This is a genomic window from uncultured Nitrospira sp., from assembly GCA_902500695.1.
GTDB lineage: Bacteria > Nitrospirota > Nitrospiria > Nitrospirales > UBA8639 > Nitrospira_E.
On the sequence record CABVRQ010000094.1, the window covers coordinates 1 to 12,854 of the forward strand.

Sequence of the window (12,854 nt, forward strand, 5' to 3'; positions counted from 1 at the left end):
TTCGACTTCTACCATGGCTATCAGAATGTTCTGCCCAGCCCAGCCCGGCATGGAGCCACACTCATATACGGGTCGAATATGACTCCACCAACTCCCAAACCTATGGATTTTGTTACCGACCCTTTTGACAAAAAAACAGAATGAGGGCAAGGGGGTATCAGGAAGGCATAGGAAGGATAAACCCTCCGTTTTGGGTAAACTCTTGTTGCTGGGTTTGAGAGAAAAAGGCAAGGGGTTCATTATGGCAAAACTGGCATTCTTCTGTTGTGATGACGGCATCCGCTTCACCTAGGCCGGCAAGATAGGTTTTGGCTAATCGAAGGGCGGTATCTTCATCTGTGGTCATGACGTCAAAATGAATGGTGCCGGTTTTACCTTGCACCCAGGTATCAAAGACTTTGACGGTATTTGAGGATGGGTTCATGAATGTCCTTTCTTCTGATTGTGATAATAGGGTTCTGCTAACTCCCAATCGAAATGACGACGGGAGATGAGGTCATACTGGAGGGGGCACCCTTTTTTGCTTGGGATGGGTTTCGCAAGATTAATGAGAGGGCGGGATAAAATAAAAATCGCCGGAAAAGGATGAGGAGGTCCAAGGCGATTGCTTCCCATTGGTTTCATGTTCGACGCCCTGTAATACGCGTTTGAACACTTGTTCAACGGGCACTCCTGGCGTTTGGATATTTTTCAGTAAATGTTTGGTGTATAGGCCGTTGAGGGCTTCTCCATCGCTTGCGACGTTTCCCGGGCTGGTGGCATAGGCAATCAAGGTGCCCTTGACGGCAGAGCTGCTCACAACCGCCAGGCCACGGCTTGCGGATCGAAACCTCTTGGCAAACGGGTTGTCTCGGCACGCATCCAGGATGACCATATTCAAACCGTTCCGCGCATCACCCATTTTTCCTAACACCTGCCCGATATTTACGGCTTTATATCGGGCATCGGTTTCACTCTCAATGTTGGCGTTTACGGGGATTAAGTAATTTTCACCATCCACTTGAATGCCATGACCGGCATAATAAAACAGGCCCACACCACCATGAAAAAGCTGACGCCCAAATGTGTTAATCGCATGTTCCATCTGTTCCTGCCCGGCATTGAGCGTGAGGGTAACGTCAAATCCCATGGTTTCTAATATTGTGGCCATATCCTGTGCGTCGTTGACTGGATTCTTCAGGGCTCCAGCCTGGTATTGGGCGTTTCCAATGACCAGCGCGGTTCGTTTCCCAAACTCTGCCGGAATGGGGTTGAGCGTATTCCCGGTTGTAGCGGGAGAAAGGGGTGAGGCCTGAGGTCCTCCCATCTGAGTTTTGGTGGGAAAGGAAGAAGAATTTTTGCTTGTATAGACAGTCACTTGCATTGAGCCAGAATTGTCTTGCAATCCATTAAAAGGATCATTGATGGCAAAATAGAGGGTGCCTTCTCCTGTGGCCAGAAGTTCGCATTCTGGGCCGATCTCAAAGGGTTTTCCTTGTTCTCCAATCCGGCCCATGAGAGCATTGGAGTTAATCCAAGGCACCTCTTTCCAGGTGCCAGGCAACCCTTCCGGTCCGCTCCAAATATTGAGCAAAGGTGCCAGGCTCCACTTTCCCATGGCGAGAATTTTCAGATTGGTTCCTGGGGTGATGTGCACATTGGATTTTTGCCATGGTTGGTTGGCGTCCACCGCTAGGGTCTGCCCCTGGAGATGGCTGATATTCATCCCGATTAAGGGTTCGTAGTTAATGAGGGTATTCTCATAGGATTGAGAGGGAGGAACCGCCAGGCAGCCGGTTGTAAATAGACAAATCAGAATCCAGAGGAGAACGGCCGCGCGAATGAAGGAGGAATAATAAGTCGTTATGGTTTCCATGACAGAGAATGTTTCCGGCTAAACTAATCTGAATAACGCTGGTTGTATTGATGCGGGGTTCATCCCAACATTATCCGACCCGCCAGAGTCTCACAGGCACCAAGCCTTAAACCTCAATTTTAGTCAGGGAAGCTTCTGCGGTCAAAGACGCTATCCTGCTTCCAAGGTGGGAATGTGAGGTTTTTTTGCCGGTTGACCAAAGTCGAGGAAGGCCGTGAGTGGTCCAAGGTCAACCTGTGACTTCCATGGCCATTGACCGGTTGCCAGCCTAGGGGGAGGGGGAGTCCTTTGGGGAAATGGAGCCTTACTTTCCTTTCCAAAGGACTATTTGACAACCTGAATCCTGGACAGGTAGAAAAAACACCAAAAGCTTAGGTCCATCTGTTGTTAACGACCTCTTCTCGTATTCAAGACCTAAAGACGCCTTATTATGGAAATAACCTTACCTTATTGAAATGAGCCACGGAAGACCTATGGCAAGCGATCATGGAGTTGTGAAATGCCAGTGAATGCTCTGCGGAAAAGTGGGGCGAAAATGAGCCTGCAAGAAGCTCTTGCGCGAGTAGAGAAACTTAAGCGGTTATCAGAAAGTAGTAATCCCCACGAGGCGGCATTGGCCGCCATGCGATTGAAAGATTTTGATGTGGAGGTGGCCCGATACCCTCGTTCCGAACCTGTTGCTGAAAATGTCTCCCAGCCCGAGGACCATGCTTACCTCAATAAAGTCGTTGAAATACTTGATGAAATGCCCATTGTTCCGTATGAAACGTTGGATGAGATAGAGGTGGAACAATCTTCTGATAAATCGAAAGTCAATTGGGATGAACTCCATTTTGCCCTTGTGAAGAAGGCACAGCGTATGGGGGCAGATGCCTTGATTCATATTCAATTAAAGGGAACCGCTGAGCAAAAGGTGCTTGGCGCCACGGCATTAAAATATCTCACTCCAAAAGAGGTCATGGAAATTCAACAATCCACGGCTTTAGATGATGCGGAGAAAGCCTATAACGAGTCCCAAAAAGAACGGCTTGATGAAGACCTTGCACCTGGTATTGGCTAACCGGCAAATTTTTTCTCAAAGTGAAGAAGACCGGTTAGGCCTTAATGGAAGAAACGAGAAAAGGCAGCCACCTTCAAATTCGTGATGGACTACCTCAAAAAAATCGGAAAGTTCGACCGTATTTACTGCCTTCCCCTGAAACTCCAAGGGGACGACAGACATATGAGGATATGATACAATTCGCTCATCGTTTACCCCCTCATCACACCAGTGTCATTATTTTTGTAATCCCCTCTTGTAATTTTTTTCCTCACAGACCTCGTCTAGGGGCAGAGAAATTTCACGTGTGGAAAAATCGTGGAAGACCTCTCTATGGCCTCAAGGTGTGATGTGTCAAGGTAAGAGTATGATGTACCCAAGCCAGGACTTGTCCATATTACCCGCAAATGGTGGTGTGATTATCTGTTATCATAACTCAACAAAAGGACCTACTGTGGAGAGAAGCAAAATCGTGTCAAAATTCCCAGCGACGATAACCGGTATCCTGGTGATGACAGTATGGCTCACGGTAATCTTTTCGGGCTTGGCCTACTCAAAAGAGACTGAATTACTCTCCGTTGGGATACGGGGAGGGCTCAACTCTGAAACGATTGGTATCCCGCCCACCGAAAAGGAAGATTTTGAGCAATACGACGTGTTTGCCGTTGTCGGAACTCCTTGGAGTTGGGACTTTTCTTCCGGATGGGATATCCGTTTTAGGCTGAATATTGCGGCCGGAACGTTAAGAGCGGCAGGAGACTCAGGGTTTATCGGGGAGCTCAGTCCTGGCTTTGCGTTTTCGAAGCCAAGTTGGAGATTCACCTTCGATATTGGCGGTGGTCCGGCGTATCTGAGCCAGGAAAAATATGGCAGTCAGGATATTGGAGGACCCGTTCAAATTATCGGGCATGGTGGGGTTACCTATCATCTTCCCTGGAATATGTCGGCCGGGTATCGATTTCATCATATGTCAGATGCCGCAATATACGGGAGTAATAATCGGGGAGTTGATCTACACATGCTTGAACTCAGTTATCGGTTCTGAGCGTGCTTGAGAAGATTCCTGCCAATATGGGGGTAGCGCTCCGTTATAGTCTTCCCGCTTCAACGTGTTGATCTTTCAGTAGCCGAACCATTTATCATCCAATGATGACGGTTTAGACGCTGGGAAATTAAAATCCTAATACAAGAAGTCAGTTGTTCAATGCTGGCGTTGTTTGGCGATGTCGAGTGCGGCAACCCGGTAGGTTTCGGCGAGGGTCGGGAAGTTGAAAATATTGTCAATGAATCGGTCGATAGGCATATTATGAAGCAATCCCATTTGGCCAATATGAATCAGTTCGGTTGCTCCTTCCCCCACGATATGAATGCCTAACAGTTGTTCGCCTTTGGGGTCGGCGATCATTTTGAGCAATCCATTGGTCATGCCGGAAATCTGTCCTCGCGCAATTTCATGAAACCTGGCTCTTCCCACTATCGCGCCGCCATACTTGGCGGTGGCTTCCTGTTCGCTTAATCCCACGCTCGACATTTCAGGAATGGTATAGATTCCCATGGGAATATGCTCTGGAGCGACGCCGGTGTTGAGCCCTAAGGCATGACAGACGGCGCGTCGGCCCTGTTCCATGGAGCAGGATGCCAGCGACGGGGGACCAATGACGTCACCGACGGCATAGATATGGGGAACCGAAGTTTGGCAGTGGTGGTTGACCGGAATGAGCCCACGAGTCGTCGGCTGTATTCCGGTGGCTTGTAAGTGTAAATGTTCCAGATTGGACACTCGTCCGAGAGCCACCAGCACTTTTTCACTTTCCAGCGTTTCACCACTCTCTAAAACGGTCGTCACCTTAGAGCATCCGTCCCACTGGACGGTGTCGATTTTTTGTCCACCCCGATAGTGCCCTCCGGTTTTTTCAAACGCTTCACAAAATTCATCAGTGAGTTCTTGATCCAAAAATTTGAGGGGGCGATCCGCCGTATCCACCATGGTGACGTGCACTCCCAGCAAGGCAAAAATTGAGGCGTATTCACTGGCAATCACACCACCCCCCAACACAGTCAGGGATTTCGGCAAATAGACGAGGGAGAGAATGGAGTCGCTGTCCAGAATATGTTCGTGGTCGATGGGAATATTATCAGGTACGCGTGGGCGCGAGCCGGTGGCGACGACGATAATCGGGGCCGTGATGAAGGTGGCCGTCCCGTCCGTCTTTTGGATACGCACTTCATGGTCGGACACAAAGCCAGCGCGACCATGATAGCAGTCAATGCCATTACGGGTGAGTTGGTCCTTCATAAATTTCCCGTGCGCGCGCACGACCCGGTCTAAGCGGGTCATCAGGTTGGTGATTTTGACATCGTCGCGCATGCGGAATTCAAAGACCTCAGTTGCCTGGAGAAATCGCACCATTTGAAGGGCACTTTCCCGCAAGGTTTTACTGGGAATGGTTCCCTGATAGACGCAAGCCCCGCCCACCTCCCGGGTTTGCTCGATGAGGGCCACCTGCTTTCCGGCTTTGGCGCCTTGAATAGCAGCTTTTTGTCCTGCCGGGCCGCTTCCGATCACAATCAGATCAAATGGGGTCGGTGACGTCATGGCAAAAAACACTCCACATTTGCCTTGACGATCTCGCGCAATTCCAGGAGGGCCGTCATGTCTTCAGGGTAAAAATTCAGATCCTGCACGACGGGAAGTGTGAGCAAGCTATTTTCGTTTTGGGTGGAATCTTCAAGCATGACAGTGGCCAAGTGATGAGCAAGACAGGTGATCATGGCTCCCTTGGTGGGAGAAATGGCCTGGTGGTACTGGTCGTCCTGGTAGTAGCGGATGGTTTCCTGAACCGGATCGGGCAGTTGCCAGACTGCGGCCAATTTGGAACCTGCCGTGATGTGAAACTCTTCGAAGAGGGATTCAACGGTGGTCCAGGAAAACGGTTCCGCTGATTTGTCGGGAGATTGTGCGAGAAGATGAAGAATGGCGGGTTTCCCGATGGTATGCAGGAGCCCGCACAAAAAGGCGTTTTCGACGTTATGGCGAATTCGTCTGGCGATTTCTTTCCCGAAAAGCCCTGTGGCCAAGGCGTGCCGCCAGAGGTTCCGTACTTCTTTCTCATAACCGGTCGTATGAAAAACACCGCTTTGTACCGACACCGAAAACGCTAACCCGGCCAACATCGTCAACCCCAACCATGTAACGGCTTGTTGAAGCGAGACGATAGGGGTACGAGGAGCATAGGCAGGGGAATTGGCAATGCGGAGGATCTGTCCTGCCAGTGCTTGGTCTTGTTGAATCAATGAAGACAGCTGTGAGGCGTCGGCATCCGGATCGCTTGAAAGCAGTAGGACCCGATTTGCCACCACGGGCAAAAGAGGGAGATCCAGGTTCCCTTGTCCCAATTGATCGGCGATGAAGGAACGAAGGGTTTCCCTCTCTTCCTGTGCAAGAGGGGTGATCGTTGAGTGAGCCATGTCTCAACTTGTCGGTTTTCGGGAAACAACCTTTAGAATTGTCTAGTAATGCCCGGTATCGGGTTAAAAAAAGAAGCCGGCTTAGGGTGGTCTCTCGTTCGACTTGCCGGGTTCCCGCCAATGAGCAGCAGGAATGCCCCCTTCTTTGTTGGCCGAAGGAGTCCTCTCTCATCCCCGTCTGCGCTTATGACGGGGTTGGGTCCAAGTTTTTCAGGAACAAGGCTTCTCTGAAATGAAGGCCATTCTCTCAGGGAGGGTTCTGCATGTCGGTGGAGACCTGGATGAGATCTCATTCTAACCATCAGGGTATGGTTCATCATGGTTTGCCTGGACTGGCGGGGTGGCCTACAGTCTGGAAAAGGGTTGGCCTGGCGAGGCGGGCTGATCACGTATTTTGAGGGGAGGCATAAAGGAGGAGAAAGTTATGAAACGGCTAGAAGGGAAAATCGCAGTGGTCACGGGAAGCAGCAGCGGGATTGGCAAAGCCATTGCCCTCCGATTCGGAGAAGAGGGGGCAACGGTGGTGGTCGCTGCCAGGCGGGTGGATTTGTGCCATCAAACGGTTGCGAAAATTAAACAGGCTGGCGGAAGCGCCTATGCTCAACAAACGGATATTTCGCAGGAAGAACAAGTCGACGCGCTCATGCAGGAGACCATTACGCGATTTGGGCGTCTCGATATTCTTGTGAATAATGCCGGCGTGGTTGGGGGAGGACGGGTGGCTGACACATCCACAAAAATGTTTGATGAGGTGGTGGGTACTAATTTGCGGGGGACCTTCTTCTGTTGTCGAGCCGGATTTCAGCAAATGAAAAGGCAGGGAGGCGGGCTCATCATTAATATCTCCAGCGTAGCCGGGGTTCAGGCCTGGGCAGGAACAGGCACGTACAGCGCCTCAAAGCATGGCATCATGGCCTTGACCAAGTCGCTGGCTGATGAAGGGCGGGCATTTCACATCAAAGTGAGTGCGATCTGCCCGGGTGGGGTGGCAGATGAATTAGTGGATGCGACGCCTGAAGAAATCCTCAATAGTGAAAAAATCAATCCCTATGATGTCGCCGAAACTGCGGTGTTTTTGGCGACCCTGGGATTCCATACGGTTGTGCATCAGGTTGTGTTGGATCGGCTAGGAGCTGATTGGTAAAGAACGGCTGGACGTAGATTGAAAAATATGTCCAATAAAAAAACGACCTTCCAGGCCTTAACCTGGAAGGTCGTTCTTCAATCAGAACTAAAAGAAGATCTATGTAGACCAGGCGACAAAATTAATGGGGCTTCTTTTCGTCATCTTTATCTTCATCGCCTTTTTTGTCGTCCATATGTTTGTCGTCACCCTTATCGCCCTTGTCATCATCCTTATCCTTATCTGAGCTCAAAGGAAAGGTGTTCTGAATGGACGAATTGTCAGCCAGGGACCCGGCAAAGGTCATTCCGCCAAAGGCCAAGGCAACAACTAAGGTCAATAAAACAGTGAATAATTTAACCATGATTCAGCCCTCCAAAATTAATAAAGGTTAACCACGCTCTCCCTTGAATCATCTTGGGAGAAAAACTCTAACTACCCACAGACTGAGATAATCTAGCAAAACTTATTCCATAGTATTTGGAAAATCGTATCCATGTAACATGTTGTTTTTATTTAATAAATATAGTTATTAGGAATGAATGTTTTATGAAGAATTTCTAATAATTTCCACAAAAATTATGTGAAGTCCAGGAATGAATAAAAAGTAAACAAAAAAGCCATTATTAAACAACAACTTGTGTAACCATGAAGCTCGGCTAAGGCAATGAAATGCTCGTGGCTATGCACTGAAGGGTTTGCCCTCCATAGAGTATGGTTTTCACTCCATCCCTTTGTACTATCGGACCACTGCAACCGGCTGAAAATGTTCAAGAAAAAGGTGTAAATGGTGAGGAAGCAGGGAACAAAACGAGAAGGTTTCAGGTGATCTAACCGGGGTGACAAAGGAGAGAAAGATTAGAGCCGTGGAATGCTGAGCGTAAAGGCAATTGGACCATTATGGGGATGAACAATGTCGAGGAAAAGGGTGCTGAAAAAAAACGAATCGCCGATCCTTTTCTCGTCGTTCTTTTGCGAAAGGAACAAACATGGTAAGCCGGCTCGGTGGGTCTGAGAGAAGGGTCTTCGGACATTGAGTTATTGATCGGCCCCAAAGACAAAAAAGGGGACGGGGGAATAGGCTTTCCACCCTCCCTTTTTTCTTGCAACCAGGAAGGATTAGCTGGTCTTCTTTTTCTTGGCATGCCCTTTCTTGTGGGCTTTATCAGCAGATTTTCCGTGATCATCTCCGGCTTTGCCGTGGTCTTCCCCAGCTTTGCCATGATCTTCCGTGGATTTGCCTTCAGCGGCAGGGGCTGGGGATTTTTCTGCAGGCATATCCGTGGCTTGAACGACGCCAAACACGCCAAAGGTGATGCTGAACACGAATGCCATAACCGTCGCAAATAATTTTGCCATGTAGGCTCTCCTCTTTGTTGTGAAAGTTCATGAACCTATACCGTGCCAAGGGGTTCTTGGGGGTAGTGGATGAGCGGCTACATCAGCAAAACTCATTCTATTTCATGCCAACAGGTCTTGCGAAATAAATGGGTCGAAAAAAGAGGGATTTTAGGTGGAATTCAACAATAGGAAGGGAGGGAGTGGGGGGTGGTTTTTTTGATGGCTTAAAAGGAAATTTTCTCTCAAAACCTAGACAATTTGTTTCAAAATGTGAACAGAAAAACCGTGTGGGCAGGTCAGCTCCACATGGGGTGGTCTTGAGGTTTTCAGAGAAACTTCTTGAAAAAACGGCGAAATCCTCATTCACAAACATTTCAGATATCCAACCTTGCGCCGTTCGTTCTCAGCCATTCCTTCCGTTCCCGGAAATCTGGCAGTACCTTATCCACCTCGTTCCAGAAAGCGTCGGTGTGGTCAAGGTGATGAAAATGGCAAAGCTCGTGAACCACGATGTAGTCGATGATCGTCTGGGGAGCCATCATGCACTTCCAGTGGAACGCAAGTTTTCCACGAGGCGAGCAAGAGGCCCAACGATGGCCGAGCTCGCGAACCGTTAAACCCGTTGGGGTGACACCCACCTTTGGGGCATAGTAGGTAAGCCGTTCACCCAGCCGCTCAAGTCCTTTAGTGACGTAGAAATCCCGAAAGGCGATCTTGGCAGCCGCGAGGTCACCCGCCTCCACCAGAGCGCGTTGTAATGTGAATCGGCCGTTCTTGAGCTGGAGGGGCTCTTCTTGATCGCTCACCAGTCGTAAGCGGTAGGCCCGGCCCAGGTAGAGGAACCCCTCGCCGTTCTTGTATTCCCGGAGTAACCGGGTAGCGTTCAGGTCGCGCCACTCCGCCAAGCCCTTGAAAATCCAATAATGTTTGGACTCAACAATGTTCGCAACCTGGTCGTCGTCGGCCCATTCGGGAGCGCGAACGAGCAAGCTCCCGTCGCGTTCGATAATGATATCGGCGGTCGAACGCCGACTCCGAACCACTTCATAGGGGAGGCGCGTGTTCTTCGAACCTTTCATCTTGATCAATCCCTTCGTCTCAATTCGGTATCGCGTTTCTCAGCGAGTTGATGGTGAAGCGCTTCACGCACACTGGCATGCCCACACGTAACTGTTTAATAGCCTGAAACTGATTGCGTGCGGGTAGGTGAAATCGATCATGGGAGTGTTGAATAATAAAGATTTTCAAGGGCAAATTTGCCCAGGAATAGATTACTGATCAAAGGCTCCGGGTCGGTTCAAAAAAGTCCGTCCAGCAAGGCCGCAGCCGTTTTTACGCGCGGAGCGTACGCGGAGTACGTGAGCACGGAAAAATGGCGAGAACGCCGCTGGCGGCTTTTTTCAACAGACCCATCATCGTCTCGGTCGGATCAGGCTCGCCTGGCACCTCATTCATTATGATCCACCTGGGCTTTGAGGAAGAGGCCTTGGTTCGTCTCATATGTTCGAGCAACGTGCGGTTGGGCTGCCGTAGGATTTGATCGCGAAGGTCGTCGAGCTGGTGATCGGTCAGCCAAGGCTTGCCGTGGGGAGTGAGCTTCATGGCTCGCACCACATCACGAAATATCGCCGGAAGAATTCATTCCCGAAAGGTGCCCCGCAGACTCTTGGCCGGGTTCGCCGGGATTATGCCCTGCCCTTGGTCTGTGATGTGCCATCTTGGCGCGGAGAGCTGGTCGAGAAACGGCTTTTCGACGTGAAAGTATTCGGCCATGGTCTTTAACCGTATAAGGCACGCTCAAGCGCGTTGAGTGCCTTCTGGCGTTTAAGCGGGTCCATGCGTGACAAGTTGTGCAGTTTCCATTGAACCGAGGGCAATCGCCGAGCATCAGCAATGGGAAATTGACTCCAGTCGGCGTCGCCGCGTTTGACCGCGAGGAGGAACTGCCGATCTTCCTCGGTGAGTATGCGGTGAACCGCGGCAATCAATTCTTCACGAGTGGCTTCGAGTGACTCCTGGGAAATCGGCTCAATCGCCATCCTGGAGAATTCACCCTGGAACACGGTCTCGATTTCCTTTCGCCTGGGGGCGAGGAGTTCCGTCATCGAGCGGTTGTGACTGAGAAGATAGACGAGAAACGCATCCTTCAAGCGGGAGGTGATTCCCTCCGTCTCCAACAAGAGTTGGACATCGAACAAATCGCGGGGGTGTTGCCGATCCAGTGCAGCACACAACTTGCCCGCATACAAATCTTCGAAGCTCAGCGTTTGTACCTGGGCGTAGCCAAACATTGCCTGTGCCTTTGATGTGATCTCCCGCCGCTGGGAAGAGTACACGCTACCCCGTATCACCGGCGTGACTTCAATCTTTACGGTGACTCCATCCCGATCGACCACGAATTTAAACCACTTCGCTGTCCCGCCCAACACTTTGCCATACACCTTCACGCGAGGGATGGCTCGCGTGATATCCCCGGCAATAGCTTGTAAGGCACAGTCGATAGCGGCAAGACTAGTCTCCCGATCTTCAACCGGCAAATAGGCCAAATCGATATCCACCGATAGGCGCGGCAGGTTTCGCACAAAGAGATTTATTGCCGTTCCACCCTTGAGCGCGAAACAATCCTGACGAGCCACATGAGGCAATAGCGTCACAAGCAGACGGACTTGTTCAGTAAATGGGCTGTTCGTTTCCATCCGAAAGAGCTCGAGGAACGGTGATTTGAAACCGGGCATCCAACGTGCCCCCTTTCACGACCAGGCGTTTGCCATGGCCAAGGTCGACTCCTGTGGTATCCAGCTTAGTGAACCAGGCATGCCCATGCCGTGTCGCGAACCAGAGAAAAAGTCGTTTCGTCAGTATATGCGAACAAGCCAGGAGTAACTCCCGCACAAGCCCCGGACGGAGGACGGTTGCCCCCTCGAAGAACTTATCCGCAAAGTCAAATGCCGATGCCTGACGGACATCCGCCAGCAATTCAAAGAATGCCAATTCAACGGTGGCATAGGGCACCGGCCAATCCCAGGCCCCAAATGGTTTCGAGACAATGGCGTTCTGGGGCAATGTCTTGAAGAGTCGGCGACGATGAACTGTAAAGGTATAGGTATCTGAAAAATCATGTACCCAGGATGGAACGTGCGACGTTGTATACAAAGACACCCGTGTCACGCCCTGCAGCGGAAGGTAATGCGCCAAGCCTTGCAGTTCTAAGGCGCTGCGCCCGCCGACATGGACGCGAACGCCCATTTCGTTCAAGGAATAGACAACGTGCTCCCATTTCAATGGAGGTCCTGGCCGTCGGTAGACGCCATGAGAGATGGCCACCAGCTTTCCTGAGCGCAGCCAGGAATCGACCAATGGACGAGTGATCCCCCGAGCGCGCAGCCATGCACGATTGACCAACTGCCCTTCCGGAGGCAGTCGATCCAGGGTGGTTTTCTTTGAGCGTTGTGCCATAGTTTATAAATATCTATAAATGCATACATTATGTATGCATTTGCAATTATTTGCAAACTAGAGGCTTTGTTAATTGAGCAAAGGTTTCGAAGGGGCAGTGAAAAAAGTGGTTTAGAGACAGCAAGTTTTGCAGTCAATGCGTATGCAAATCCGCCATTCGATAAACTTGGGAGTCGGTGAGGTGAGGCCCTGGCTTCTTGCTGCGCCGTTATGGGCACGCAGTGGATCCAAGGGGGAGAGAGTGCGGAATATACAACATGGGGTGAACGAATTGGGCACTCGCTTGACCCACTCAGGCTTGGCATCGCATTCAAGATCCTTATAGGGGAGAGGTCACATACCTGCATGTGCACTGAAATACGGGGAAGGTAGGGTGGGATAGGCACGATAGATATGGCGGAAGACTTCCTCGGCCTTGACCTCCACATCCTTCTCGGCAAAGCAATCCACCGGCAAGCCGGTATCTTCGCTCCAGAGAAAATCATGAATAGCCTGGCGTACGGCATCCCGGGTGGCTTCTTTCTCGCGCCATTGGTCAACCCGAAGTTTCTCTTCCTTCAACCTTGCCAGTA

Annotated in this window: 13 protein-coding genes; 3 read left to right on the forward strand and 10 right to left on the reverse strand. The window is 50.5% G+C overall.

Going from position 1 to position 12,854, the window contains the following annotated elements; genetic code table 11:
* Nucleotides 1-157: 157 nt before the first annotated feature.
* The gene (locus tag AAH187_RS16825) at nucleotides 158-424 is read right to left on the reverse strand and encodes a DUF2024 family protein (RefSeq protein WP_342349639.1); all 267 of its coding nucleotides are present in this window, start codon (nucleotides 422-424) and stop codon (nucleotides 158-160) included.
* Between the two features lie 120 nt (nucleotides 425-544).
* Nucleotides 545-1,855 (reverse strand): caspase family protein, encoded by a 1,311-nt coding sequence (locus AAH187_RS16830; RefSeq protein ID WP_342349640.1) that lies wholly within the window; start codon nucleotides 1,853-1,855, stop codon nucleotides 545-547.
* A gap of 499 nt (nucleotides 1,856-2,354) precedes the next feature.
* Between AAH187_RS16830 and AAH187_RS16835 the strand changes: the two genes are divergently transcribed.
* The gene (locus tag AAH187_RS16835) at nucleotides 2,355-2,915 is read left to right on the forward strand and encodes a hypothetical protein (protein WP_342349641.1); all 561 of its coding nucleotides are present in this window, start codon (nucleotides 2,355-2,357) and stop codon (nucleotides 2,913-2,915) included.
* A 451-nt stretch (nucleotides 2,916-3,366) separates the two neighbouring features.
* Nucleotides 3,367-3,939, forward strand: a complete 573-nt coding sequence (locus tag AAH187_RS16840; protein ID WP_342349642.1) for an acyloxyacyl hydrolase — start codon at nucleotides 3,367-3,369, stop codon at nucleotides 3,937-3,939.
* A gap of 156 nt (nucleotides 3,940-4,095) precedes the next feature.
* Here AAH187_RS16840 and sthA read toward each other — a convergent pair whose 3' ends face one another.
* On the reverse strand, nucleotides 4,096-5,490 hold the full coding sequence (gene sthA / locus AAH187_RS16845) for a Si-specific NAD(P)(+) transhydrogenase (protein WP_342349643.1): 1,395 nt from the start codon (nucleotides 5,488-5,490) through the stop codon (nucleotides 4,096-4,098).
* Complete coding sequence (locus AAH187_RS16850; protein WP_342349644.1) at nucleotides 5,487-6,362, reverse strand: HDOD domain-containing protein; 876 nt, start codon at nucleotides 6,360-6,362, stop codon at nucleotides 5,487-5,489. The genes sthA and AAH187_RS16850 overlap by 4 nt, the downstream gene beginning before the upstream one ends.
* Nucleotides 6,363-6,786: 424 nt before the next feature.
* On the opposite strand from AAH187_RS16850, the gene AAH187_RS16855 reads away from it, so the two are divergent.
* A complete protein-coding gene (locus AAH187_RS16855; protein WP_342349645.1) occupies nucleotides 6,787-7,506 on the forward strand; it encodes an SDR family oxidoreductase in 720 nt (239 codons plus the stop codon).
* Between the two features lie 121 nt (nucleotides 7,507-7,627).
* Here AAH187_RS16855 and AAH187_RS16860 read toward each other — a convergent pair whose 3' ends face one another.
* From AAH187_RS16860 to AAH187_RS16885, 6 genes are all read right to left on the reverse strand, one after another.
* A complete protein-coding gene (locus AAH187_RS16860; protein WP_342349646.1) occupies nucleotides 7,628-7,849 on the reverse strand; it encodes a hypothetical protein in 222 nt (73 codons plus the stop codon).
* A gap of 755 nt (nucleotides 7,850-8,604) precedes the next feature.
* Nucleotides 8,605-8,844 (reverse strand): hypothetical protein, encoded by a 240-nt coding sequence (locus AAH187_RS16865; protein ID WP_342349647.1) that lies wholly within the window; start codon nucleotides 8,842-8,844, stop codon nucleotides 8,605-8,607.
* A gap of 356 nt (nucleotides 8,845-9,200) precedes the next feature.
* Nucleotides 9,201-9,905 (reverse strand): SprT family zinc-dependent metalloprotease, encoded by a 705-nt coding sequence (locus AAH187_RS16870; RefSeq protein WP_342349648.1) that lies wholly within the window; start codon nucleotides 9,903-9,905, stop codon nucleotides 9,201-9,203.
* 699 nt (nucleotides 9,906-10,604) lie between these two features.
* Nucleotides 10,605-11,522, reverse strand: coding sequence for a nucleotidyl transferase AbiEii/AbiGii toxin family protein (locus AAH187_RS16875; protein WP_342349649.1), 918 nt, complete (start codon nucleotides 11,520-11,522; stop codon nucleotides 10,605-10,607).
* Nucleotides 11,497-12,282 carry a type IV toxin-antitoxin system AbiEi family antitoxin domain-containing protein gene (locus tag AAH187_RS16880; protein WP_342349650.1) on the reverse strand — a complete coding sequence of 262 codons (786 nt, stop codon included), beginning with the start codon at nucleotides 12,280-12,282 and terminating at the stop codon, nucleotides 11,497-11,499. Before AAH187_RS16880 ends, AAH187_RS16875 begins: the two co-directional genes overlap by 26 nt.
* A gap of 333 nt (nucleotides 12,283-12,615) precedes the next feature.
* Nucleotides 12,616-12,854: hypothetical protein (locus tag AAH187_RS16885; protein WP_342349651.1), on the reverse strand; the 239-nt coding region annotated here is incomplete at its 5' end.

Excerpts from the sequence above, each read along its gene's own strand:
- AAH187_RS16825 (WP_342349639.1), bottom strand. The coding sequence starts at position 424 with ATGAACCCATCCTCAAATACCGTCAAAGTCTTTGATACCTGGGTGCAA.
- AAH187_RS16830 (WP_342349640.1), bottom strand. The coding sequence starts at position 1,855 with ATGGAAACCATAACGACTTATTATTCCTCCTTCATTCGCGCGGCCGTT.
- AAH187_RS16835 (WP_342349641.1), top strand. The coding sequence starts at position 2,355 with ATGCCAGTGAATGCTCTGCGGAAAAGTGGGGCGAAAATGAGCCTGCAA.
- sthA (WP_342349643.1), bottom strand. The coding sequence starts at position 5,490 with ATGACGTCACCGACCCCATTTGATCTGATTGTGATCGGAAGCGGCCCG.
- AAH187_RS16850 (WP_342349644.1), bottom strand. The coding sequence starts at position 6,362 with ATGGCTCACTCAACGATCACCCCTCTTGCACAGGAAGAGAGGGAAACC.
- AAH187_RS16855 (WP_342349645.1), top strand. The coding sequence starts at position 6,787 with ATGAAACGGCTAGAAGGGAAAATCGCAGTGGTCACGGGAAGCAGCAGC.
- AAH187_RS16860 (WP_342349646.1), bottom strand. The coding sequence starts at position 7,849 with ATGGTTAAATTATTCACTGTTTTATTGACCTTAGTTGTTGCCTTGGCC.
- AAH187_RS16865 (WP_342349647.1), bottom strand. The coding sequence starts at position 8,844 with ATGGCAAAATTATTTGCGACGGTTATGGCATTCGTGTTCAGCATCACC.
- AAH187_RS16870 (WP_342349648.1), bottom strand. The coding sequence starts at position 9,905 with ATGAAAGGTTCGAAGAACACGCGCCTCCCCTATGAAGTGGTTCGGAGT.
- AAH187_RS16875 (WP_342349649.1), bottom strand. The coding sequence starts at position 11,522 with ATGGAAACGAACAGCCCATTTACTGAACAAGTCCGTCTGCTTGTGACG.
- AAH187_RS16880 (WP_342349650.1), bottom strand. The coding sequence starts at position 12,282 with ATGGCACAACGCTCAAAGAAAACCACCCTGGATCGACTGCCTCCGGAA.